Here is a 24,369-nt window from a genome sequence, read left to right as displayed (position 1 = left end):
AGGTGTTGAGTCGACTATAATATTATCCTATAGTCTCTGTACTATAAATAGTGTAATGTGGCTTTAAGTAACTACTATAATGAAATAATCATATTTTACTGTAGTTCAACTTTCTTATCCTCTTACTTTTATTTTGTGGTGAAGATGCCTACTTTACTCAACAAGGCACTTTTATGCCGTCTGCCGGTTACTTGTCTATGGCTACTAACTCCGGTGTATCTATGGGGGCAAACTGTTTACGTCACCCCCGCCGGAGCAGGGCCGCAAACCGGTGCCGACTGGGCCAATGCGTTACCGGGTTCAGCCTTACAGGCTCAATTGGCCAGCGCATCGGCGGGTACCGTATTTCGACTGGCCGGAGGCCTGTATAAACCTACAATGACGAGTGATCGCTTTTGTCGGGAATACGGCTACGAGCCGGAGGGGCATGTACAACGATGCCCGGGGAACAACGTCTCTCCAGACCCTGTCTACCTTGATCAACCGTACGCTGAGCGACACTACCACCCCCGTGGGGGCGCATTTCTGAATACTGCAACGCCACTTTTCACCCGGTTTGTTCTTGTCATAAGCCAGCTTAACCTAACCAATTGTATCCTTTGGAACAACGGTGGCACGAATGCTGTCGTTAACGAAACGTACAGCCCGCCATCTGGCGTAACTAGTGGTGGCCAGGGGCATACTGTGTCAACAATTAGTGTTCTGGAAGCAGGTGTTGTGCTGACCAGCGGCAGTGCCAACCAATTTATCACTATTGCTCCCTTCGTCCGTGAGGGGAGTCTGCAACTGTCTCCTTGTTCACCAGCGGTCAATACAGGGCTGAACTCAGCGTACACCAGTGCAAATGGTCCGGCTACCGATCTGGCGGGTAATTCCCGCCTGTTTCCTGCCGGTGGCACGATTGATGCTGGTGCCTACGAATCGCAGCAGACCAGTGCAACACCAATTGCCCTCACCCAGCAGCCAGTGAGTCAGTCCAGCGTGCAGGCCGGGGCTACTTTGCTTGTAAGTTCATTAACTGCCACAACATTGAGTCTATGCGCTGGTTGCCAGACGCAGCCTGTAGCACAGGCCAGCGGAGGCACAGCGCCTTACACCTATTCGTAGTATTCCACTGGTGACGCTATTCTAAGTAATGCTGTTGATAATACCATTCAACTTCGGGCGAACATGGCTCAGGTGATTTCGGTAAACGTAGTAGTTACCGATGCGACGGGGGCGACCAGTAGCGCGAGCCTGGCCATTACCATAAACAGCCTTCCTAATGCTTCGTTTACCGGCCTACCCGCCAGCCTATGTCAGGAGTCTACTCCCGTTAATCTCACTGCCAGTACACTGGGTGGCATCTTCGCGGGGGTTGGTATAGAGAAAAGTATGTTCTAGCCCGGTCGTGTTCAGGCGGGTGGACCGTATACGATTATGTATTCAGTTACCAACCAGGGCTGTTCCGGTACGTCTACGCAAAGCATTAGTGTGCTGTCGGCACCTGCCGCCCCCGGTCTCGTTACCCTGAATGGTCAATTTTATGCCGGTAATCAGTCTAGGGTGGAGGGCATGCTGCTTCCAATACACCGCGCTTAAGAGTAAGTCTGTTAAAGTGCTGATAACACGATAAAAGACGTTTTTTGTCAGATTCATTACGAAGATGGGGGCTACAGGTTAAAGCTGCAGCCCCCATCTCCTTATGTAGGCGTATTGATTCGTCTACTTATAATAGCGCAGCGGCTGTTTCAGCCCCCCATCGCGTTTGAGGTCCATTTCCATGGAGCCGACAAAAAAGTCGACTTCTACCTTGATGGGTACTTTATTCGCATCGTCGGAAACGAAAATTCGGATGGATTCTTCTTCCTTGATGAGTTTATTCTGCGGCAGAACCGGATTCAGCTTAATGACATTGATCTTGCCCTGCTTTGTCTTCACAACATCTTTACCGCGGTAGCGCACCTTCATGTTATAGACAGTATCGTCGTAAAAAGCCGGGACTTCGATTACCTGCCCGCTGCTTAATTTACTGAAATCAATGGTGCGCAGGAAGTAGTAACCGCTAATCAGGTCATGCACATTATCCGGGACTTTAAAAACGTCCTTCTCGGTGCGCTCTTCAGCTTTCACCGTATTCGCTTCGTGGTTGAACGTAATGTTCTCTTCCTTACGGTAGCTGTTTTCCTGAAGGTTGGTATAAAATTTCTGCGGCAGAATAGCCGAGGTGTCGATGTACGACCGCCAGGTATCCCGGATGCGCGTAACGAGGTCGAAAGCACCCAGCGTCCGGGCGTCGACGTTGACCCGATAACAGGGACGCTCATTGACTTTATAGAGCGTAGGACTTACATCGACAACAGCTTCGGCTGCGTTGATAAACCCATAGTGTACCCGATATTCCAGGTGCTCGCCCGGACCAAAACTGGTATTATGAACGCGTCGATAGGTATTCATCGCCACAAAGCCAGTGCTCAGTGCAGATAGGATACCCAAGCTAATCAATAACTTCTTCATACGAACAACCGCCCGGCCACCGGGCTTCGTTTATAAGGATGGATAGGTTTGTTTCAGGTAAGTCAGGTACCGGTTGAAATCCCCTCCAAACCGATTTTCAAATTCCTGCCGAAACCGATTCTGCTGTTTTCGATAGGTCAGATAACCAATGAAATACGCATTATTCGGTAAGTTTAGTTTTCCGGCAGCCCGCTTTTTTATTGAACGTTCGCCGGTGTTAATGGTATCCGACGAAACAACGATTTGCCGGATGGTCTGCCACTTCAACGAATCTTTGATCATCGTAGGCGTGGTTGGTTTAAACGTCTTGTACAAACTGTCGAGTACTCGGGTGCCATGCAATATATGCTCATCGTACTTTTCATAAAACACTTTTGTGGCCAGATAGTCACGATAGGGCACGGAATTTCTGCCGTATTTCTGAGCCATAAAGCGTAATGCACCGTATTCGCCTACAAAATCAGCCAGATTTTCATTGTATTCAAGGCTGTTTTTGATAAATAATGTACCATGCGTCAGTTCATGAATAATCAACTCGGCCAAGCTTCCGACCGGTCTATCCAGAAAGCTGGATAGAATCGGATCGTTTAAAAATCCTAATGTCGACCAGGCCGATACTTCCCCGATACGCGTATCCAGACCGTCCCGTTGCAACTCCGCTTTGGTCGTGTCGGCCCGGTCTTTTTCAAAAAAACCTTTGTATGAAAACGTGCCGATTATAGGGAAATGCCACTGCTTTGCAACGAGTTGGTACGGTTGTGCGGCTGTAACTACCCATAAAATCGGCTTGCCCTGCTGGTCATAAAACGATTCGTAGCTACCGGACTTATCCAACCCGAGCGAGTCGATGGCAAAACGCTTGATTTCCCGGATTAGTTCTATTTTTTGCTTTGTCGAATCTGGGTAGGCCGGATCGGCCAGTACGTCGGCTACAGGTTTTGTATTCCATAAAAGTCGCACCTGTCCTTTCGCCTGCATCCATCCATAGCTAACCAACTCCCATTGCCAGACAACTAACGCCAGCAAAACCCCTACAAAGACAAGAGCAATTTTTTTGACCATAGGTTGGAATAATTCAATACAAAAATAGAAAAAATGAGTCCATGACATATGAAAAAACCTATAAGGTCTCAGATACCTTATAGGTTTAGGGGAAACAGAATGGATGAATCTTAAGCCGAATAACCCCGCGTTTCGACTTTCTGAACGGTCTCGCCCGTTAGTTCGTCCAGAAACTGCGTGTGCGTCATGGGTTTGGAAAACATCGGGAAGTTTTTAGCGCAGGCAAAGGCCTGTTCTTCTTCACTGAGGGTGGCCGTACAGTCGGTTAGGGTAATAACTTCAAACCCTTTCTCATAACCCGACCGCATGGTCGATTCGACGCAGCAGTTGGTCAGGAAGCCACCCAATGCAATGGTTTCTATGCCTTTACTGCGGAGAATGAAGTCGAGGTTAGTACTGGCAAACGCATCTAAACCACGCTTGCCTTCGAGCACAATATCGTCGGATTGCGGTGCCAGCGAATCAATGATCTCAACACCCCACGAGCCTTTGCGAAACGACTGGCTATCCACCACACCTTTCAAAATGCCATACGGATGCTTCGTGATCTCAAAATAACCTTCCTGAAAGCTAATTGGCGAGTGGATGATGACAGCACCGGCCTCCCGGGCTTTGGCAACGAGATCGAGGGTATTGTTCAGCATGTTCGATGAGTCCATCACCCCTTTCACGGCATCGTGCAGGCTGCCCCCCGGCGACGTAAAATCATTCTGATATTCAATCAGGACAACGGCTGTTTTTTGCGAATTCATGGCGTTTCTGGTTTGAGTTGATTGTCCGTAAAAGCTTGTCAGTACTATCGTTTACTCCAACGCCTGATAAACAGCTATCCTAAACTTTTTAACGAAATCGCCGTAATAAGCGTAAGGCTGTACGTTCGTGAAAATCAGGAGAATAAGCTCCTCTTTTGGGTCGATGGTAAATTCGGAACAGTACATGCCGCCCCAGGTGTAGGAGCCCGGTGTGGCCTGATCGCCGTAGTGAGAACCCTCGGTAATCAGCTGGAAGCCAAGGCCGAATTTGTCCTTTCGATCCCATACTTCGGCGGCTCCGATCTGGTTGCGGAGCATCATCTCGACGGTTTTGCGGCCAATGATGCGCTTGTTGTTGAAGGTGCCGCCATTTAGCAGCATTTGACAAATCTTTGCATAGTCTTCGATAGAACTGACCAGACCGGCTCCGCCCAAAAAGAGCGTTTTGGCTCCCGAGGTAGCAAAGTTTCGGTAAGCTTCATTCGGGTGGAGGGCCAGCGGCTTGTCCATGCTCGGTTTTTCGTACAGTTCCACCAGTCGGCTGGCTTTGCTGTCGGGCAGGTAGAAATAGGTGTCGGTCATGCCGAGCGGTTCCAGCACCCGTTCGCGCATGGCAACGTCGAACGGTTTGCCGGACAGCACTTCGATGAGTCGCCCGATAATGTCGATGTTGAGGCCGTAGGTGAAACCCGCGCCGGTAGAGTCCGTTCCGGGGTCGCGCAGCAGGGGGCGCTTCGCCAGTTTATTGATCACATCTTCGAGCTTATCGGGGGCCGTCGAGTTAAAGAATGGTACCTTAAACTCGGGACGCTGGTCGAGAGGGTGTTCGTAGGGAATGCCCGCGTTATGGCTCAGCAGCTGGCGGATCGTGATTTCGCCTTTGGCCGGACGGGTATCGTAACTGCCGCCAACAGGGTCTTTTTTATCGTAGCTGACCAGCACTTTAGGGTTCTTAAAGGCTGGAATGTATTTGGAGATGGGGTCGTCGAGCAAAAACTTCTCTTCTTCAAACAAGGTCATCAGCGTGACTGTCGTTATGGCCTTTGACTGCGAGGCAATCCGGTAAATATCGTCGCGTTTGAGGGGCGTTTTCTTCGCCAGGTTGCTATACCCGAAGGCTTTGTAATGGACGATTTTTCCTTTGTGTGCCACAAACGTTACGGCATTGGGAGCAATGTCTTTGTCGATTAACCCCTGCAACCAGATGTCCAGCCGTTTCAGCCGTTCGGGCGAGAAACCGGCCTCAGCGGGCGATTTGACTGGGGTAAAACGTTGCGCGGCTGCGCAAGGAGCGAAGTTGTAAGCAGGAGCAGGGGTAGGAGTAAGCGCATTTGTATATCGGGTTATTTTTATAATGTACCCACGGGCTTCAGCCCGTGTTTATGTTGAGATGAAACACGGGCTGAAGCCCGTGGGTACGTTACTTATGCCAATCCCATACTACCACTACCCAGGTTTCGCCAATGGTCGAATCGTGGAACTCATGAATGGATTGGAATCCAACACGGGCATGTGCTTTTAGGGAGCGGGCATTATTAGCCGAAATGTCGGTAATCAGCAATTGAAAGCGGTTGCCATAGACCTCCTGGTGGTGCTGGTACATCCGGTCGAACACCCGCTGACCTCGGTAGCCGTTGGCTACGCAAACCTGACCCATGACGTAGTACGGATACTCCCCAAGGGGTTTGTCCTGGTAAGTAATCGAGTTTATGAGGGCAAAAAGGGGCAGTAATTCTGGGATGTCGGTGCCAAATTCGGGCAGCATGGTTAGGGCATACCCAACAACTTTATCACCATCTTTAGCAATGATGCTGGGTGCCGCCCGGTTCATGCGGGTCAGTACGCCGGGGTCGTGCTCAACCGTTACAAAGCCTTGAGCGAGCTGCACGTCGAGTGGTACGTTTTTGCGAAGATTGGCCTGTTGCAGGTCAAGAATACCCTGCACATCGGCGGCTGACTGAACGGTGGTGATGGCAAGCATATAAACGTCAGGAGATGGTTTTATGCGGCAATTTAGCCAGAAAGGCGGAGTCTATCTCGGCACCGATTCCCGGTGCATCGGGCAGTTCAATCTGGTAACCGGTATAGGTAATGCCGCCGTATACGGGATCATCGGCATGTTCAAAGCAGGCATCCAGGTCGTAGAATCGAATATTTTGACGAGCCGTCGCAAAATGGGCATTGGCCGTTAGCGCCAGCCTCGACTCCGACATGCAGCCGATCATACAGGGAATCCCGGCGGCTTCGCCAATAGCGTTTATCTTAAGCGCGTCGAAAATACCCCCGCTTTTGGAGAGTTTGATGTTGAAATAATCGACCGCTTCTTCGCGGACCAGCCGGATGGCATCGACCGAGTCGAACAGGCTCTCATCGGCCATAATAGGCACGGTCGTTTTCTGCCGAATCTGCCGTAATCCGGCAATGTCGTGCCGTTTGATGGGTTGCTCGCAATACTGAACGTTCCAGTCGCCGATGGCCCGTAAGACGCCGGTCGCCGTCACCACATCCCAGCCCTGATTGGCGTCGGTACGGATAGGCGTCGTGTCGCCAATGGCGTTACGGATGGCTTTTATGCGGGCAACATCGTCGTGGAGGTTGGTGCCGAGTTTAACTTTGATGGCTTCGGCACCTTTTTCCTGAATACGCAACGCATCGTCTACCATACGTTCCGGCGTGTTGATATAAATCGTTTCGTCGGTAACGAGCGTCTTTTTCGTTCCCCCCAGAAACTGGTAGAGCGGCATCCGGGCGGTTTTAGAGGCCAGGTCGTACAAAGCCATGTCGAAAGCCGAGCGGGTGGTGGGATGGCCGGGCAAATAGCGGGTAATAGCCGTCAGGCAACCCTCAATGTCGAGTGGGTCGCGCCCGATCAGGAGCTTGGCCATATCGTCGGCAGCAGCCAGGGCTGAAGCTTGGGTTTCGCCTACGATCATCCAGAACGGAGAGCCTTCGCCCCAGCCCGTAATGCGCTCGTCGGTTTGTATCTCAACCAGAATGTTCCGGGCGTTCTCGATCGTACCGAGCGAAATGGCAATGGGCGCTTTGAGCGGAATGTCGTACTGGTAGAGGGAAATCTGGGTGATTTTCATTGGTATCTAACCGCAAAGGCGCAAAGGGTTAACGCAAAGGTCGTAAAGGTTAAATAACACACGTAGTTTCTTTGCGAACTTTGCGTTAACCTTTTGCGGTTAAGAATCACTTTGGGAACTGGCTCTTATCCAAACCCGGCACGAGCCTGAGGGCGTTTTTGTAATAGACTTTTTTCAGAATCTCATCGGGTAAGCCCATGCCGTACATGCGCCAGAAAGCGTGGTATTTTTTGTGATACGGGAAGTATTCATCCTCTGTTTCAAGCACGCGGAAATAGGTGGCGTACTCAGACGGTACCCAGCTGTCTTTTCCGAACAGAATCCGGTCCTGATATTTCTCGAAGAACTTCCGGCTGGCGCGTGGCTGGCGGCCCAGTTCAGCGATGACGGCCCCAATCTCGACGTTCATGTTCGGGAAGATCGTCATCAAACTATCAAGTTTGTTGAGGTCGTTGGGGTACCATCCCATGTGAGCGGCAATAAATGTTGTTTTCGGGTGTTTCCGGAATACATTATGCTGCTCAGCAATGAGCTTATCCCAGGGAACAGGGTCGTTGGGCGAGCGTTTGCGACCGCCGTGTAGTTTTAGTTCGAGCCAGCGCTCATTGTAGCGGTCCATCGGGTCCCAGAACGGCTTGGGGTCGGCGGTATGAATGAGTACCGGAATACCCAGTTCGCCACATTTGGCCCAGATGGGGTCAAGGCGTGGATCGTCTACCCGAACGCGTTGGCCAGATTCGTCTTTGCTATTCAGGCCGAGGTTCTTGAAAATCTTGAGTCCATGGGCGCCTTTTTTTACGTCTTCTTCGAGCAGTTTAACAGCATCGTCCGTCCAACCTTTCCGGCCAATCTCATCGAAGTTGAGGTTAGTGAACATCGCCAGTCGCTTGGGCGCTGCTTTGGCCGCATTGGCCATTGCATTGTCGAAAAACTGGGTTCCCTGAGCCACGCTGCCCCAGCCCCGGCCGCTGAGGTTGATCATAATACCCATATTCAGGCTGTCCATCTGGGCCAGAAGCGGTTTGAGGTTCGCCTTGTCCATATCCCACTGGTGGTTATGAACGTCGATGAACGGAAACTTCGAGCGCGTCAGCTTGTGCTCTGGCACTTTCAGCGTCGAGACAGGATCATACTCCTCGAAACCCAACGGCATATCAGGTTGACTTGGTTTGGACTGGCCACAAGCGAGCAGGCCTGTTAGTAAAAAGGTAGACAGGTAAAGGATTTTCATAAACAGGTCAATGGGTCGTTAAAACTAATCCTTAAAGATAAGCGCCACACAATGGGCCGCAATGCCCTCGCCCCGACCAACAAAGCCAATGTGCTCGGAGGTGGTGGCTTTAATGGAAATATCGCCCTCCGGAATGGCCATGACCTCGGCCAGACAGGTTTTCATGGCCGGAATGTGCGGGTTGAGCTTTGGCTCCTGCAACACCACCGTCACGTCGACGTTGGAGACTTCGTAGCCTGCTTCGCGCACCATCCGGAGTACTTCGGCCAGCAGCAGTTTGCTGTCGACGCCCTTCCAGCGCGGGTCTTTGTCCGAAAAATGGTAGCCGATGTTGCGCATGTTGGCGGCACCCAGCAGGGCATCGCAGAGCACATGACACACCACATCAGCATCGGAATGGCCCACCGGTCCAAACGTACTCGGAATCTGGATGCCACCCAGCCAGAAGGCGCGGCCTTCTTCCAGTCGGTGTACATCATATCCCTGTCCTACTCGTATTTTCATGAGGTAAATCCGTTTTCACGGAGGTAAGCTTCAACCTGAAGGAGAAATTCGGATGCAAGATCAATAGCTCGACGGGTGTCTTCTTCTGATATATCTTCGTCCGGATCATACTCTCCGGCTTGGCGTAATTCGAACAGTTCGTTTAGATAGGTCGAATCTTTCTTTTCAAAAGGGCCTGCTTTAACAAAGTTGGCACTAAATAGTCCACGGGCGGCAGCATGCGATTTCGTTGTAATTTCTTTAGTAGCTAACAGAATAGCATCAAAATAGGCATAGTAGGCTCGTCCGCACGCTCCCCGGAATTTTTTGTTTTGAAAGAGAATAGCTGCTTCTTCCAGACAGTCCTCTGCAATCAGCATGTAGTTTCCTGGTGTACTCATAGCCTTTTACCCTCTCTGCGTACGTTCTTGTAAAAAAGGAGATCTGAGAAGAGGTATTTATTTAATGATGCTGGTTTGAAAGAGACATGAATATCGAATTTGTCAATCAATTCACTAGCAGTTTCGCCAAAGAACCAAATCTCTTTCCCCGCTTTCACCTCGTCGTCATTCAGCACCACCAGGTAGTCGACATCCGACTCGGCATGGAAATCACCACGGGCATACGACCCATACAGGACTACCTGGGCCAGGCGGTCGCCGTATAGCCGGGTAAGTGCCTGCTTCACCTCCTGCGATAACGCCTGAAGTTGCTCGGCAGATAAGGCCCTGGGTTGATAGGTGGTTTCCATGACGCGATTGGGTTGGGCTAGGCTTCTGCCTGTCGGTAGTAGAGGGTCGAGCAGTTATCTTTCCGGAGTACCTGACGGGCCATCTTCTGAATCGAGTCCGGCGTGACAGCCTGTATCTGTTCGGCTTCCTGATTGACGAAATCGGGGTTGCCTGCGTTGGCTGCGTAGGCCAGGTTCATGGCGCGGTTCAGCAGTTCGACTTCCGAGAACGCCAGCGTGGCTTCTGCCTGATTTTTTACCTTCGCCAGTTCATCGTCCGGTACAACCTCATCGATAAACGCCTGCACCACCGATTCCACGGCCGCATCGGCTTCTTCCAGCGAAACACCTTTGTTGAGATTACCCTGAATCACCAGCAAACCGGGATCGACGGAACCTGTAATGTACGCATTGACGCTGCTGAACAGCGGGTTGTTCCGTAACAGCTGCTGGTACAGGCGCGACGACTTGCTGCGGCCCAGGAGGTCGCCCAGCAGGTCGGCAGCGTAAAAATCGGTGTCGAATCGGCCGGGCATGTGGTAGGCTTTGTACAGGCCGTTGAGCGGTACTTTGGCCGATGTTTCCAGCTTACGGGCTTCCGTCTGAGTTGGCTCTGCCGGAAGTTGCCTAACGTAGGAGGCTCCTGCCTGAATGGGTGCAAACCACTTGGCGCACAGCTGCTTCACCTGCTCAACGGTAACGTTGCCGGCTACGACCAGAATGGCATTGTTGGGCAGGTAATACTTGAAGAAAAAGGCCTTTACATCGTCCATCGTGGCATTTTCGATATGGCTGATGTCCTTGCCGATGGTGGCCCAGCGATAGGGGTGCTGCTGGTAGGCCAGCGGGCGGAGTTTCAGCCACACATCGCCATAGGGCTGATTCAGATAGCGCTGCTTGAACTCTTCGATCACAACTTTTTGCTGAATGTCCAGCACCTGCGGGTCGAAAGAAAGGCTCAGCATCCTGTCCGATTCGAGCCAGAAGGCTGTTTCCAGATTAGCCGCCGGGAGCGTAATGTAATAGTTGGTAATATCAGGGCTGGTGAAGGCATTGTTCTCGCCACCTACTTTTTGCAGCGGCTCATCGTAGCTGGGAATGTGCTGCGATCCGCCGAACATCAGGTGTTCAAACAAGTGAGCAAACCCTGTTTTAGCCGGGTCTTCATCGCGTGAGCCTACATTATATAGTATATTAACGGCCGCCATGGGGGTCGATTCATCTTCGTGGACGAATACCTGAAGGCCATTATCTAACACAAATTTTTCGTAATGAATCATCGAAAGTGGTTCCTTGTAGTCTTATCTATGTACTACGCATTGAACAAAAGTAAGGTTCTGGTCGTATAGAATCAAACGACGTAATTTCAGCAAAAGCTTTGTCCATTCTAAAAAATACGCTTCTCATTCTAAGCGGTCTTGTGCTTTCCCTGACGGCTCCGGCGCAGGTGCTGACCGATCCGACGGTTCAGCAAACGGTTCAGAAAATACTGGATAATATTTATAACCTTGACTTTGCCGAATCTGATGTACAGATTCGACAGATTCAAAGCCGGTTTCCCCAGCACCCGATCGGGCCTATTTTGCGGGCTACCGAGCTGGAACTTCAGTACCTGCCGGTGCATGAGAACCAGGCGGCATCTGCGCAGTTCATACAGGCCGTAGAGCAGGGATTGGCCCTAGCGAAGAAAATGCTTGACAAGGACGAGAGCGACCCGGAAGGTGTGTTCTTTGCGCTGACGGCGCATAGCTATCTGGCTTCCTTTTACAATAACAAAAATGAATCACTGAAAGCCGTTGGTGAATCTAAAAAGGCGTACAACTACCTTCGGGATGGCTTTGTGCTGATGAATAAAACGCCGGATTTCTATTTCACAACCGGACTCTATAATTACTATATAGAACGCTACCCAATGGATCATTCCATTGTTAAGCCGTTTCTGGTTTTCTTTGAGCGTGGCGACATGGCGAAAGGGCTAAAGCAAATGGACGTAGCCGCCCAAAAAGCCGTTTTCCTGCGTCCGGTGGCCAACTATTATCTGGCGCATATTTTAGTGAAGCATGAAATGAGTCCCGGCCGGGCGGTTGTTTACGCTAAATCGCTGGCCGACAAGTATCCCAATAATCCATTGTTTGGCATGCTAGGGGCCGAATCACTCCTGCTGGCAGGCCGATACAATGAAGCCCGCCCGTACGTACAACGGCTAAAACACATGTCCAATAAACTGGTGCCTGTGGCCGTGCATACGTTTAGCGGGATGCTGGCTGAGTATGCCGATAAAAACGATACGGCAGCGGCTGAATCCTATGAAACAGCCCTCCGTCTGCCGTTCAATGAACCATATACCAAAGAGTACCACGCGTTTGCCTACGCCGGTTTAGCTCGAATTGCTGCCCGCGCCAATGATACAAACCGGGCTCGTATTTTCTACAAAAAAGCACTTGCCGCGGGTCAGTACAAAGCACTGATCCGCGAGGCCAAAGCGTATAAGGGTTAGCTTTAGCAGCCTGTATTTACCTCGGATTGGTCTGGAATCAGCAGAACATAACATTACCATAATATAACAGGTCCATCAGGCTTTCGCTGCTCTGATGGACCTGTCTGTTTAGCGAGCTTCTATAGGTAGACTTTCCTACTAAAAAGTGCTATTCCAGCTCATCAGGAATAGTTTATAGCGTATATGTACTCAAATGAAAAGGGCAGATAATTCGGAATGAGTATTTTAAATTTTTTTTATGCTTATTCGCCCAATTGAAAAAAAATAATTAATAGAAGGATTTTTGCGCTCACACATTAATCACCAACACTATGACGTTTTTTTACCCCTCTCCACCGCCATGTACCTACAGATGGCGGTTCTTGTGCTTCTTACTGTTGACTGTCAGTTCTTTATCTGTTTATGGAACGAATTCCCTGACGTCAGCTTTGCCGGTGGTTCATCGTTCGGATGAAAAGCCAGCGGCCGACATAACCATCAGCGGCCGGGTTACGGATGCCACCACCAACGAAGCTCTCGCAGGGTGTTCTGTTGTGCTGAAAGGTTCACAGAAGGGAACGACGACGGATGCCAACGGCGATTACAAAATTGTAGTGCCCGATGGCAAGGCCACACTGGTGTTCGGGTTTATCGGCTTTGTGTCGCAGGAAGTACCCGTAGGAAACCGAACTATTGTTAATGTATCGTTGAAATCGTCGGCGTCCGAATTAGACCAGGTCGTTGTCATTGGTTACGGAACCACCACGAAGAAAGACGTAACCGGATCGCTCAAAACAATCAAAAGCACCGACTTTAACCGGGGTATCATGAACTCGCCGGAACAGCTTTTACAGGGTAAAGTAGCGGGTGTAAACGTCACGTCTGCCAGTGGTGAACCCGGCGGTACACAGAACATTACGATACGTGGGCCGGGTGGCGTTCGGACGGGGAGTACGCCCCTCTTCGTGCTGGACGGTATTGCCCTGGACAACTCCAGTACGGGTGGGGCGACCAATCCATTAAACTTCCTGAATCCACAGGACATCGAATCCATCGACGTATTGAAAGATGCCTCCGCAACGGCTATTTACGGAGCGCGGGGTGCCAATGGCGTGGTTCTGATTACCACCAAGAAAGGCAAGGCTGGTGCAACCAACCTGACTATTTCTTCCAATGTAGGCATCTCAACGATGGCCCGTCCCATTGGCCTGTTTTCGGCGGATGAGTACAAGCAGCAGGTAGCGGCCATTGGTGGTGTAGTCGACGATCAGAAAGCCTCGACAGACTGGCAGCGTGAAATCAGCCGGACGGCCATTACCCAAAACCACAACCTGTCGTTTGGCGGGGGTACTGACCGGCTCACCTACTATGGTTCTGTTGGTGTGCAGGACCAACAGGGTATTCTGAAGAACAGTAATCTGAAACGGTACACGGGTCGTTTCAACGCTTCACAAAAATTCCTGGAAAATCGGCTGCTGCTGGATGTCAACATGACAGCCTCGCAAACGGTCAATGAACGTCCGCCAATTGAGGGCATAATCGGGGCGGCTCTGTCGGCCAATCCAACGTATCCGGCACGCGATGCCAATGGTAATCCGGCCCGGTATCAGGCCTTCACCAACCCACTACTGGCGCTGGATCTGAATAAGGATCTGACAACCATTAACCGGGTTGTGGCGTCGGTATCACCATCGTTCAGCATTACCAAAGATTTGGTTTACAAGTTGAATCTGGGCGTTGATAATTCAAGTTCCACGCGCGATCAGCAGTCTTACGCCAGTACGGTACCCCAACAGGACGGTCGTCTGGATGCTACCTACCTGAACAATCGGAACGTGCTGATCGAAAATTATTTCACCTACACCAAAACTTCGGGCGATCATAACCTGACCGCTTTGCTGGGGCATTCGTATCAGAAATTCACCATTCAGGGGCGTAACTGGAGTATCAATAAATTCCCGGTATCGCCCATCGAGCCCGCCAATAACCCTGGCCTGGGGCAGGACCTTACTCTGGCTAACAACCGCCCCGGCGGCTATGCCATCATCAACGAGTTGCAGTCGTTCTTCTCACGGGTTAATTACGCCTATAAAGATCGCTACCTGTTTACTGCTACGGTTCGTGCCGATGGATCGAGCAAGTTCGGCGCAAACAACAAGTATGGCGTATTCCCTTCGTTCTCGGGTGGGTGGCGGCTGTCGGAAGAAGGGTTCCTTAAGTCAGGGCCATTCTCGGATTTGAAACTGCGGGCCGGATGGGGACAGACCGGTAATCAGGAGATTCCGTCCAAAATCACGCAGGCCCTGTTCACCTCGAACGTGTCGGCCTCAACCAGCTACCCGCTCGACGCATCGACCAACTATCCGGCGGGTACCACGTATACTCGTCTGGCCAACCCTGACATTCAGTGGGAAGTATCGACCCAAACCGACCTGGGCCTCGATTTCGGTCTGTTCCGGGGAGCGTTGACGGGTTCCGTCGATTATTTCCATAAGACATCGGGTAAGATTCTGCTCGAAGTGATTCCTTCCGATCCTATTCAGCCTGCTTCCACTTACTGGACCAACGTGCCGAATATGACCATCACCAATCAGGGACTCGAACTCGACCTGAACTACCGGTATGCTGCTACAAGTGGCTTCCGGTTCGACATAGGCGGTAATATTACGTTTATTAAAAACGTAGTGAATAACTCCCCTTACACGGTAATCACGTCAGGGTCAGCGTCGGGCCCCGGCCTCACGTCGGCTACGGTAAACGGCTATGTGAATGGCCAGCCCATCGGCACCTTCTTCCTGCGGGAATACCTGGGCGTTGATGATAAAGGGGTTAACCGGTTCAGCGACATCGACGGCGATGGAATCGGCGGGACGGACAAAGACCGGATTGCTGCGGGCAGTGCCTTGCCAACCCGACAGTTCAACCTCAATTTCAGCACGGCTTACAAAGGGTTTGACCTGACGGCCAATTTCAACGGTGTGTCGGGCAACAAGCTTTACGACAACACGACCAACGCCTTATTTTACAAAGCGCGTCTGGTAAAAGGGCTGAATGGACCCGTTGAATCGATTGGTGAGCCAACCGAGTCAATTAATAACCCGGCTCCTGTGTCGACCCGCTTCCTGAGAGACGGCGCTTTCTTCCGGCTCAATAACCTGTCGCTGGGCTACAATCTGAATCCGCGTGCCCTTGGTATGAATCGCTGGATTTCGAACATCCGGCTATCTGCAACGGGCCAGAACCTGTTTGTTATAACCAAATACAAGGGGTATGATCCTGAAGTAAACATCGACCGTACGGTTAATGGTATCTCGTCTTATGGGATTGACTACCTCAGCTATCCTAAAGCGCGTTCGTTTGTATTTGGCTTAAATCTTACCTTCTAACAGGCATCATTGATCAGTAGAAGCTAATAAGCCGTCTGATAAACAATGACTTATACTATGAAAAAGACATTTTTTAGCACGCTGACCATCCTCAGCCTGCTTTTCATGAATAGCTGTACGAACCTGGTTGAGCAAGTGCTCGACGAATCGTCAGTAACGGGGCAGACCGACAAGCAACTGGCTGATGGAAACATTGCGCCGGTATACGCCCGTCTGGTGGACATTTTCAACCATACGAACTACTTCACCATTCAGGAGATTTCCACCGACGAAGCCATCCTGCCGTATCGGGGTGGTACTGATTGGGGCGATAACGGTATCTATATCGCTATGCATCAGCACACGCATACGAGCACAGATCCTAATCTGCGCAGCACCTGGTTGTTATTGACGCAGGAAGTATCCCGGGCCGTTTCGGCTATGAGTGCACTGCCTACCGTGAATGACCCCAACGCCAAAACGTATCTGGCCGAAGCGCGGGGTATGCGGGCGTATTACAACATGGTTCTGCTGGATTTATTCGGCGTGGTGTTCGTAAAAGAAGACCCACAGGGTATTTCTCAGGTCTTACGGGGTGAACCAGCGTATGAGTACGTGAAAAACGAGTTTTTGGCCGTTGAACCAAGCCTACTAACAACGGTTGGGCCCGGCCGCCTTACTAAAGGAGCCGTATGGGGCCTGCTGGCGCGTCTGTATCTGAATGCTGCCGTATACCGCGACCGGTACGCTGCCAGTTTTTCCTTTAAATCGGACGATATGGACAAGGTGGTGGAGTACTGCGACAAGGTGATCAACTCCGGTCAGTATCAGTTGGCGAGAGATTATTTCTCAATCTTTAACTCCGATAACCACGATAATAAGGAGTTGATCTTTGCCGTCGACCAGCGCGCTGAACTGAATGGCCATAATCGTCTGGCTTATTTCTCGCTATCGGGCGACCAGTTTCCGCTGCCTGCTTACCCCGCTGCCAACGGTACCGATGGTCCGGCCATCACGCCTGATTTTTACCGCAGCTGGACAGCAGCTTACGCACCAAGTGATCCGGCCGGTACCGATCCCCGCTTTTTTAAACAAAACTGGACCATCCCCGCCGATTCGTGCATCAGTGATGCCAACTTCAATTTCAACCGGGGTATTTTACGGGGCCAGCAGTATGGCCTGCTTCGTGTGAACGGTGCCTTTACGCGGTGTGGCAACAACTACAAAATTGGTAAGCTCTTCAACGTAACCCGTAACCGCCCCACGCTACCCGTTGACTTCACCGAGCAGGTTGACTTCTCGGTTGCTGGTAGCAATTACAACACGGGCTACCGGGTGTTGAAATATGAGTTCAGTAAAAAATCGCAGTCGGGTCGGAATTTTGGTGATGCCGATATTTCCATCGTGCGTCTGGCCGATGTGTATCTGATGCGGGCCGAGGCCAAACTCCGTAAAAGCAATGATGTGGCCAGTGCCCTGGCGGATGTAAATCTGGTGCGGGCGGCTCGTACGGCCTCTACGCCAGCGCCAGCCCTGACAGCCATGACCCTCGATCTACTGCTTCGCGAACGGGGCTTCGAATTATACTGGGAAATGGTACGCCGTACCGACCTGGTTCGGTTCGGTAAGTATGAAGGTCTCTGGACCGAAAAGACCAACACCGACAGGTTTAAACGGGTATTCCCCATTCCGCAAACCGCTATCGATGGAGCGTCGAACCTGCCAGGGTACCTGAAGCAGAACGATAGCTATTAAGTTGACTATTAGCTTAAATTGTGAAGGGCGGCCACAAGTGGCCGCCCTTCACAATTTAAGCTAATAGTCAACTTCCAGATTCAGTACTTTTCTTAACTCATGCAGGGCCGGGTTCTTTTCGGCGAGGTAATTGTATTTATCCTGCGAGCTATAAATCATCTTCTTAACCTCCTGCACCGTGACCGTATGCTCCAACTGAATCTGGCTGTTCTGAAGTTCGGCGCGTAGATAGCCCAGTAACTCCGGCTTTACTTCGGTCAGGTACCCCACTTGCAGGGTGTTGTCGAGCGTGATATGGATGGTTGTTCCTTTCAGAACAATATCCCGATTAAGGATAAGCTGCTCCGACGCCGAATCATTCTGTTGCTGCCTTATTTTCGAGAAGGCGCGCCATACGGCCTGCAAGTCCTCAGATGTAAACGGCTTATCAGGCCGGGTCGGGGCTGTTGAAGTGACATCCGCAACGGCTTCGTTCGCTGGCTGAACCGGCCCCGTTGTTAGCGGAACTGTCGATCGCAGACGGCTCGTGGCAGGGCGCTGGGGTGGGGCTATTACTGGTTTTGGCCGAACCTCCGGCCTACCTGTCGTTTCGGGTTGAGTCATGACCGTATCGGCTACGAGAGCCGGGCGGGCAGGTGTCGTGACCGGAGCCGTAACGGCGCTGGGTGGAGCGACATCGGGCGGTGACGCCAGCGTACCCATCGACGCAACAGCGTACCCGTTTGACCGGGGCTGACTGGCCTCAGCTGCTCCGTTTGCCGGTTGGTAGCCGTTTACGGGTTCACTCGTAATGGGGTGACTTTCGACTAGTTGAGGGCTAGTTGGCGCTTGCCGGGACTGGCTGGGCTGGTGTTCGCCGTTTTTTTTTTCGTCTACCGGTTCCGGTGTAGTAAAGCGTTCGGTCGAGTGGGCACCGTTCTGTGGCAGCGGTAACTCGGGCATGGCGTCCCAATTCAGCAGGTTACGCAGATTGGCCAGCTTCATGAGCCAGAGTTCGGTATGTAGCCGCTGATCTTTGGCCTGCTTGTAATTCATGTCGCACTGGCCGCCCAGACTGAGCGCCGATAGAAGAAACGACATTGGAGCCCGCATGGCCTGATCGAGGTATTGCTTGCGAACGTTTTCCGTTACCTGCAACAGCTGCACTGTAGCGGCATCCTTACAAACCAGCAAATCCCGGAAATGGCGGCACAGACCAACGATAAACTGGTGTCCGTCGAATCCCTTCCGTAGAATTTCGTCGACTGTCAGCAGGCTTTGCGGGAGCTTTCCGGCCAGCAGCAGATCGGTTAGTTTGAAATAGTAATCGTAGTCGAGAATATGCAGGTTGTCCAGTACTTCCTTGTACCGAATAATTCGGTCGGCGGCAAAGGTCACGTTCAGGTCGAACATGGATAGCGCATCGCGCAGGCCACCATCGGCCTTCTGGGCGATCAGGTCGAGGGCTTCCGTTTCGGCGGTAATACCTTCTTTTTGGGCAATGCCAGCAAGGTGGTTGGCAATGTGCTGTGGCTGAATCCGGTTAAAATCAAAAATCTGACAGCGCGACAGGATCGTTGGCAGAATTTTATGTTTTTCGGTCGTTGCCAGGATAAAAATGGCGTAGGTGGGTGGCTCTTCCAGCGTTTTCAGAAAGGCGTTGAAAGCCGCCGACGAGAGCATGTGCACCTCGTCAATAATATAAATCTTGTATTTACCCGACTGGGGCGGGTAGCGCACCTGATCGATCAGGTTACGGATATCTTCAACGGAGTTGTTGGAAGCGGCATCCAGCTCGTGAATATTAAAGGATGCATTTTGGTTAAAGCTCACGCACGATTCACAGGCATCGCAGGCTTCCCCGTCGGCGGTCAGGTTCTGGCAATTGATTGTCTTGGCCAGGATCCGGGCGCAGGTGGTTTTGCCGACACCCCGCGGGCCACAAAATAGAAACGCCGACGCCAAGTGATTGGTCTTGATCGCGTTCTTAAGCGTGGTGGTAATGTGTTCCTGTCCTACCACGGTGTCGAACGTAGCGGGGCGATACTTGCGGGCCGAGACCACGAAATTTTCCATACTCAAAGTTAGCAACGGTGGGGGTGAAAGGCAAATTGGATGTTAGTGGAGTGGGTCAAATCTCCTTCCCGCAATGAGGGCATACTTTTCGCTGGGGAGCTTTACGGTCGCGGATGTGCTCGTTAAAACCCGAAACTAAAATACCCGTCGGTAGCGCGAATAGACCAATACCAATAATGGCCGTAACGCCACCAAGCAGCTTTCCTAACGGCGTTATGGGGTGAATATCACCATAACCAACGGTTGTCATGGCCGTAACGCCCCACCACATGGTGGCCGGAATACTCGAAAACTTATCGGGTTGGGCCGGGTGCTCCACGTAATACATCACGCTCGATACAATGATCAGCATGAAAATGACGAGCATGGTGCTTAGTATCAGTTCTTCTTTTTTCTCCGTCACCACAGTCTGAATCATGCGGAATGCGTGGGAATAACGGGAGATACGGAAGAGCCGGAAAATACGAAACAGCCGCAGAATGCGAACAATGGCCAGATCGGTGGCGAAGAGCGTGAAATAGAACGGAAAGATAGCCAGGAAGTCGATAATGGCGCTGGTCGAGAAAATATAACGTAACCGCCCCCAAAACCAGTGGCCATACTTTTCATTCTCGACACAAACCCAGATGCGCATGATGTACTCGATGGTAAAAAAGACGACGGAGAACACTTCAAAATCCGTGAAAAGAACGGCAAATTGCCGGTCGTACTCGGGTACTGTGTGCAGTACAATGGCAATGGCATTCAGGGTAATAATAGTGATTAGGAGAAGGTTGAACGCGAGGCTTATGCCCCGACGCTTTCCCGCCGAGGTCTCAAGAACCCGGTATAACGATTTACGGAGGTGTGACATGATAAGAACGGTCGGTCGTTCTGCAAGCTACTAAGCAAACGCCGAACTTGTATGGAGTTCGGAGCGAAGCCATTAGCCTAGCGCAAAGGTTGCCCGTCGGTAGCATCTCGCGGTCTGTAATGCCGTACGGTGAGGAAGATAGTAATCGCTGCCACGGTGGCCAGCCCTCCCGCAAGAAGACCTATTGTTGGGGCTGAGATATAGTCCAGGGCGTGGCCTGATACGTAGGAGCCAAGAATGTCGGACAGGTTAACGAAGGCCATATACGTAGTAAACTGTGACCCTTCCACCCCTTTTCGGCAGATAGCCATCAACACAGGCATGGCCGCAACGCTGATGCAGGGGTCCATAAAATACAACGTGACAAGACCCGTTTGAGCCACCGGCCGTTGCGTCCAGTACGTTGCCAGACTATTAAAACAGATCAGATAAACGGCTACTACGGTTAGTACCACGACAAGGAGCCGACGGGGACTGATTCGGTCGGCAATGTAGCCACCCATCAGTGCGGCCCCCGTGGCTACGAGCATGCCGTACGTACCGGTTAGCACAGATACGGACGTATCGGCCCAGCCTAAAACGCGAATCAGTTGGTAGCTGTAGGCTCTTGAAAACAGGCTTATGCTCACGTAGGCGGCAACAATAGCTCCAAACAAGAGCAAGCTTCGCGTGGCGAAAAGACCTTTGAATAACTCCGTAAACAGCCATTTGAAGTTGTGCTCAGGCAACGTTGCCCGCTTTACTGAGTTAGGCTTAGCGGTAGCAGATGATCGTGTAAAGGAGGGTAATAACTGGTCGCCGGGTTGTTCGCGGATAAAAAAAGTAATGACTGTTAACGTCAGCAGGCAAAGGGATTGACTAAGGGCTGCGTTAAAGAAACCATACTTACGCAGTAGCTGCGAAAATATGGCGGCTCCAACGCCGGTACCAATCAGGAAGCCCGCTCGCATGAAGGCATTAACGCGCCCCCGCTCATCTTCGGCAATCACCGTAATCGCCATTGCATCCACACTGGCATCCTGGACTGCGGCAAAGATGCTGTGGGCGAAAAAAAGCCAGGCTAGCGTGGTAATCTGTGTAACGGGATTATGAACAAACAAAAGGCTCAGCGAGGCTAGAAACGCCAGAAATTGTGCGCCCACAACCCAGGGTTTTCGGCGACCCATCGGAGAACCCTGATAGCGGTCGATTAGCGGCCCCCACACAAACTGGAAGGCCCAGGGCAGTCCGACAATAGCAGCAAATGAACCAACAACCGACGGTTTCACGCCTTCAGCAGTGAGGTAGTTGGCCAGGGCTGTCAGCGAAAAACCAGCCGGAATTCCCTGCATCACATACAGGTAAAAAAATACAGTATAACGCAGCCACCGACTTCGGCTTAGTGTGGGCGGATAAGAAGAAGCAGGGAAGGCCGTTAGCACAAGTCTGGTTAATCTATTCGTTGACAGATTAAAATATCAATAACCAAACATGTACGACTGAACGATTAATAAATATGTTTTACCAATTCTCGAACTATCCTGTAAAAAATCCGTTATTTCTATTGCAAGACCCGGATAATCTCTCTAACATTGTCCGCGTTTTCAGCGCAGAACCAATGGCAAAGCTCGTTTATCTACCGACTTTCTTCCATACTACGCTATTTCGGTTTAGGTCCGAAAGGACTATATCATTTTGTTTGCCTATGTGGTAAACTATTTCCGCCTTTTTTCTCGTTTTATTCATCTAACAAATCAGCACGGATTACGCTGTCTCCGTTTTGCGGCTTTACAACCGCCCAATAAACGACAATGATCACACCCGAAATAGTTAACGATCTTTATATCGTCCAGGTTGCGAATGAAAATCATTTGCGGTTAGCCGAAACCATCTGCCATCAAATGGAAGAGAGTGCCAAAGCCCGGGGAACCGGTATTGCCAAGCGCTCACCTATTTATGTGATGGAGAAAATGCTGGAAGGGAAAGCCATTGTAGCCATGACCCTCTCCGGCGAATGGGTTGGCTTTTGCTACATCGAAACGTGGGAGCACGGCAAGTTCGTAGCTAACTCCGGGCTGATTGTCCATCCCGACTACCGAAAAAGTGGTATTGCCACACGGATCAAAGCCAAAGCTTTTGAACTATCACGGACGATGTTCCCAACGGCTAAGATCATTGGTATCACAACGAGTCTGGCAGTCATGAAAATTAACTCTGACCTTGGCTATCAGCCGGTAACGCTCAGCGAACTGCCCGCCGACGATGCCTTCTGGAAAGGGTGCCAGACCTGCACTAATTTTGATATCCTGACGCGTACCAACCGCAAACACTGTTTGTGTACTGGTATGCAGTATGATCCGGAAGAACATAAGAAGGAGCAGAAAGACGAAAACTGGAACTTTCTGAAAGAATCGAAATTATACGAACGCTGGATGCGTATCAAAAACCGCATCCTGATGCGCATCAGCCCGACAGAGCGTTCACGAGCCCAGCGCAATCGTGAGTTAGAAACGGCATAAGAAACAGAACCAGCCTGAATTTTGAGGTAGGCTATTCGTTGTTGGACAAGCGTTGGCAATGGCCAATGAGGTTTATAAAAATCGGCACCGGAGCAATCTGGTGCCGATTTTGTCTTATTGGAATCTGAATGCCAGTTTAAGGTTTCCCCCTGTTGCTACTCAACGAAGCCACGTATTGAAAACTGGTTTCAACTCATCTGTTTCTTCGACAGGACCAAAAATGATTAGGGACGTTCTTCTTACTTTGCTTTCGCTAGCTGGTTCAGGGCTGACCAATCCGGTATCAGCTCAATTGGAAAGACCGGTTCATCGGTTTGCCGACGAGGTTTCCCCGCGCTTCGATACCGTGAACAACGTTAGTTACGGACAGGCTATAGACCTGACCCGTACATCGTAGATGTTCCCGTCGACAAAACGCCGTTGCAGGTGCTGAATTTAGTTAAAAACGTTACCCGCCAGGTGCAGGCCATTCACCCTGATCTGCCGATTTTCTGGATTCAGGTATCCCCGGACCCCCGAACGCTGGGCCGTTTGGGACCAGACCAGTGCCGCCAACGAGCTAGTTCGACAGTATTGTGAGCATACGCCTACTCTTCATTCTATTGAAACTGCTTATACGTTTCTTAGCCCGGATGGGAAACCCATTCCGTTGTTATACGATGCCGATACGCTGCATCTGAACGAAGCTGGGTATAAACGTTGGGTCGTTATCATCAAAAAAAGTTTGATGATGCGTAACTAAGTGAAAGGGAGCGCAGACGCAGATTCTGCATAACCCGCATTGGTCAGAGGTAACCCTTTGTTGGTTAAACGCGCCAGTCTCTATACCTGACAAAAGCTGTAAAATGTGTGCTATATTTCCTTTATTAACAAGAATATTGCTAGTGCTTAACATTAAGTTAATATTGGCTATTTGGGGAAAATTAGGACATAGTTAATAATGACAAAATATTATAAGGAAGTAGTTCATATATGTGATACTTATCAATACAATATATTGTTTATACTCACATTGATAAAACGGGCTTAAAATGATAACATTGATTTTCTTTGTGATTAGATAATATTACCTTAATATTGACGTAACATTAAGGTAACATTAGTCGCCGATAGCATTTGGTTGGCTTGCGACAAGGGTAGTTGTTTAATCATTTAATCACATTGAAGTCATGAAAAAGAATTTTGCTCTTATCATGCTGGTAGGCTTCCTGGCAACGCAAGCCTACGCTGCGCCGATAACAACAAGTAAACCCAAGGCTGCTAAGGCTACCCTGGAAAACCAGTTATCGAAATATGTTTCGTACCCCGATGCTCTCAAGCCAACGCAACAGGCGGGTGTTGTCGTGATTCAGTTCAAGGTAAATGCCGCCAATGAGCTTTGCCAACTGGAAGTATTCAGTAAAAACGAACAGCTTAACAATACATTGATTCGCCAGTTAACGGGCAAAAAAATAAATGGATATGGCAGCGATGCGGGCGAGTTACACACCGTTCGGCTTCGTTTCCAGCCAGAATAAAAAATTA

General features: G+C 50.7%; 24 protein-coding genes. 10 read left to right on the top strand and 14 right to left on the bottom strand.

Annotated elements, in window-relative coordinates; all coding sequences use genetic code 11:
- Positions 1 to 144 precede the first annotated feature (144 nt).
- The 3 genes from NT073_RS30215 (at position 145) to NT073_RS30205 (ending at position 1,581) form a co-directional block, all read left to right on the top strand.
- Positions 145 to 1,107 carry a choice-of-anchor Q domain-containing protein gene (locus tag NT073_RS30215; protein WP_297381626.1) on the top strand — a complete coding sequence of 321 codons (963 nt, stop codon included), beginning with the start codon at positions 145 to 147 and terminating at the stop codon, positions 1,105 to 1,107.
- 63 nt (positions 1,108 to 1,170) lie between these two features.
- Positions 1,171 to 1,383, top strand: coding sequence for a hypothetical protein (locus NT073_RS30210; protein ID WP_297381624.1), 213 nt, complete (start codon positions 1,171 to 1,173; stop codon positions 1,381 to 1,383).
- Between the two features lie 36 nt (positions 1,384 to 1,419).
- Positions 1,420 to 1,581: a hypothetical protein gene (locus tag NT073_RS30205; RefSeq protein WP_297381622.1), complete on the top strand. Its 162-nt coding sequence runs from the start codon at positions 1,420 to 1,422 to the stop codon at positions 1,579 to 1,581.
- A 123-nt stretch (positions 1,582 to 1,704) separates the two neighbouring features.
- Here the strand turns inward: NT073_RS30205 and NT073_RS30200 are convergent, their stop codons facing one another.
- The 11 genes from NT073_RS30200 to NT073_RS30150 all read right to left on the bottom strand — a co-directional run bounded on the left by NT073_RS30200 (position 1,705) and on the right by NT073_RS30150 (position 11,123).
- Positions 1,705 to 2,496, bottom strand: a complete 792-nt coding sequence (locus NT073_RS30200) for a DUF3108 domain-containing protein (protein WP_297381621.1) — start codon at positions 2,494 to 2,496, stop codon at positions 1,705 to 1,707.
- Positions 2,497 to 2,526: 30 nt separating this feature from the next.
- Entirely contained in the window at positions 2,527 to 3,558 is a 1,032-nt protein-coding gene (locus tag NT073_RS30195; protein WP_297381619.1) for an aminopeptidase, read from the bottom strand.
- A gap of 110 nt (positions 3,559 to 3,668) precedes the next feature.
- Positions 3,669 to 4,310, bottom strand: coding sequence for a cysteine hydrolase (locus NT073_RS30190; RefSeq protein ID WP_297381617.1), 642 nt, complete (start codon positions 4,308 to 4,310; stop codon positions 3,669 to 3,671).
- Positions 4,311 to 4,361: 51 nt separating this feature from the next.
- Positions 4,362 to 5,510 (bottom strand): serine hydrolase domain-containing protein, encoded by a 1,149-nt coding sequence (locus NT073_RS30185; RefSeq protein WP_297381615.1) that lies wholly within the window; start codon positions 5,508 to 5,510, stop codon positions 4,362 to 4,364.
- 220 nt (positions 5,511 to 5,730) lie between these two features.
- The gene (locus NT073_RS30180) at positions 5,731 to 6,291 is read right to left on the bottom strand and encodes a GNAT family N-acetyltransferase (RefSeq protein ID WP_297381613.1); all 561 of its coding nucleotides are present in this window, start codon (positions 6,289 to 6,291) and stop codon (positions 5,731 to 5,733) included.
- A gap of 7 nt (positions 6,292 to 6,298) precedes the next feature.
- A complete protein-coding gene (locus NT073_RS30175) occupies positions 6,299 to 7,399 on the bottom strand; it encodes a dipeptide epimerase (protein ID WP_297381611.1) in 1,101 nt (366 codons plus the stop codon).
- A gap of 106 nt (positions 7,400 to 7,505) precedes the next feature.
- Positions 7,506 to 8,630 carry an amidohydrolase family protein gene (locus NT073_RS30170; RefSeq protein ID WP_297381610.1) on the bottom strand — a complete coding sequence of 375 codons (1,125 nt, stop codon included), beginning with the start codon at positions 8,628 to 8,630 and terminating at the stop codon, positions 7,506 to 7,508.
- A gap of 24 nt (positions 8,631 to 8,654) precedes the next feature.
- Positions 8,655 to 9,134: a 2-C-methyl-D-erythritol 2,4-cyclodiphosphate synthase gene (ispF, locus tag NT073_RS30165; RefSeq protein WP_297381608.1), complete on the bottom strand. Its 480-nt coding sequence runs from the start codon at positions 9,132 to 9,134 to the stop codon at positions 8,655 to 8,657.
- Positions 9,131 to 9,514, bottom strand: coding sequence for a HEPN domain-containing protein (locus NT073_RS30160; protein WP_297381606.1), 384 nt, complete (start codon positions 9,512 to 9,514; stop codon positions 9,131 to 9,133). Before NT073_RS30160 ends, ispF begins: the two co-directional genes overlap by 4 nt.
- On the bottom strand, positions 9,511 to 9,864 hold the full coding sequence (locus tag NT073_RS30155) for a nucleotidyltransferase domain-containing protein (protein ID WP_297381604.1): 354 nt from the start codon (positions 9,862 to 9,864) through the stop codon (positions 9,511 to 9,513). Before NT073_RS30155 ends, NT073_RS30160 begins: the two co-directional genes overlap by 4 nt.
- 17 nt (positions 9,865 to 9,881) lie before the next feature.
- On the bottom strand, positions 9,882 to 11,123 hold the full coding sequence (locus tag NT073_RS30150) for a pitrilysin family protein (RefSeq protein ID WP_297381603.1): 1,242 nt from the start codon (positions 11,121 to 11,123) through the stop codon (positions 9,882 to 9,884).
- Positions 11,124 to 11,221: 98 nt separating this feature from the next.
- On the opposite strand from NT073_RS30150, the gene NT073_RS30145 reads away from it, so the two are divergent.
- The 3 genes from NT073_RS30145 to NT073_RS30135 all read left to right on the top strand — a co-directional run bounded on the left by NT073_RS30145 (position 11,222) and on the right by NT073_RS30135 (position 17,439).
- Positions 11,222 to 12,340, top strand: coding sequence for a hypothetical protein (locus tag NT073_RS30145; RefSeq protein ID WP_297381602.1), 1,119 nt, complete (start codon positions 11,222 to 11,224; stop codon positions 12,338 to 12,340).
- A 434-nt stretch (positions 12,341 to 12,774) separates the two neighbouring features.
- Positions 12,775 to 15,705 carry a TonB-dependent receptor gene (locus NT073_RS30140; protein WP_297381601.1) on the top strand — a complete coding sequence of 977 codons (2,931 nt, stop codon included), beginning with the start codon at positions 12,775 to 12,777 and terminating at the stop codon, positions 15,703 to 15,705.
- A gap of 57 nt (positions 15,706 to 15,762) precedes the next feature.
- On the top strand, positions 15,763 to 17,439 hold the full coding sequence (locus NT073_RS30135; RefSeq protein ID WP_297381599.1) for a RagB/SusD family nutrient uptake outer membrane protein: 1,677 nt from the start codon (positions 15,763 to 15,765) through the stop codon (positions 17,437 to 17,439).
- 60 nt (positions 17,440 to 17,499) lie between these two features.
- Here NT073_RS30135 and NT073_RS30130 read toward each other — a convergent pair whose 3' ends face one another.
- The 3 genes from NT073_RS30130 to NT073_RS30120 form a co-directional block, all read right to left on the bottom strand.
- Positions 17,500 to 19,494 (bottom strand): DNA polymerase III subunit gamma/tau, encoded by a 1,995-nt coding sequence (locus tag NT073_RS30130; protein ID WP_297381597.1) that lies wholly within the window; start codon positions 19,492 to 19,494, stop codon positions 17,500 to 17,502.
- 55 nt (positions 19,495 to 19,549) lie between these two features.
- Entirely contained in the window at positions 19,550 to 20,347 is a 798-nt protein-coding gene (locus tag NT073_RS30125; RefSeq protein WP_297381596.1) for an ion transporter, read from the bottom strand.
- A 77-nt stretch (positions 20,348 to 20,424) separates the two neighbouring features.
- A complete protein-coding gene (locus NT073_RS30120; RefSeq protein ID WP_297381594.1) occupies positions 20,425 to 21,768 on the bottom strand; it encodes an MFS transporter in 1,344 nt (447 codons plus the stop codon).
- Positions 21,769 to 22,137: 369 nt separating this feature from the next.
- Between NT073_RS30120 and NT073_RS30115 the strand changes: the two genes are divergently transcribed.
- The 4 genes from NT073_RS30115 to NT073_RS30100 all read left to right on the top strand — a co-directional run bounded on the left by NT073_RS30115 (position 22,138) and on the right by NT073_RS30100 (position 24,362).
- Positions 22,138 to 22,845: a GNAT family N-acetyltransferase gene (locus NT073_RS30115; protein WP_297381593.1), complete on the top strand. Its 708-nt coding sequence runs from the start codon at positions 22,138 to 22,140 to the stop codon at positions 22,843 to 22,845.
- Between the two features lie 220 nt (positions 22,846 to 23,065).
- Positions 23,066 to 23,242: a hypothetical protein gene (locus NT073_RS30110; protein WP_297381592.1), complete on the top strand. Its 177-nt coding sequence runs from the start codon at positions 23,066 to 23,068 to the stop codon at positions 23,240 to 23,242.
- A 29-nt stretch (positions 23,243 to 23,271) separates the two neighbouring features.
- A complete protein-coding gene (locus tag NT073_RS30105; RefSeq protein ID WP_297381590.1) occupies positions 23,272 to 23,424 on the top strand; it encodes a hypothetical protein in 153 nt (50 codons plus the stop codon).
- A 590-nt stretch (positions 23,425 to 24,014) separates the two neighbouring features.
- Positions 24,015 to 24,362, top strand: a complete 348-nt coding sequence (locus NT073_RS30100; RefSeq protein ID WP_297381588.1) for a hypothetical protein — start codon at positions 24,015 to 24,017, stop codon at positions 24,360 to 24,362.
- The last annotated feature ends 7 nt before the right edge of the window (positions 24,363 to 24,369 follow it).

It is taken from the genome of Spirosoma sp. (genome assembly GCF_026391055.1).
Taxonomy (GTDB): Bacteria; Bacteroidota; Bacteroidia; order Cytophagales; family Spirosomataceae; genus Spirosoma.
The sequence above is the reverse complement of the archived record's forward strand: the minus strand, read 5'-3'. Positions and strand labels throughout refer to the sequence as shown.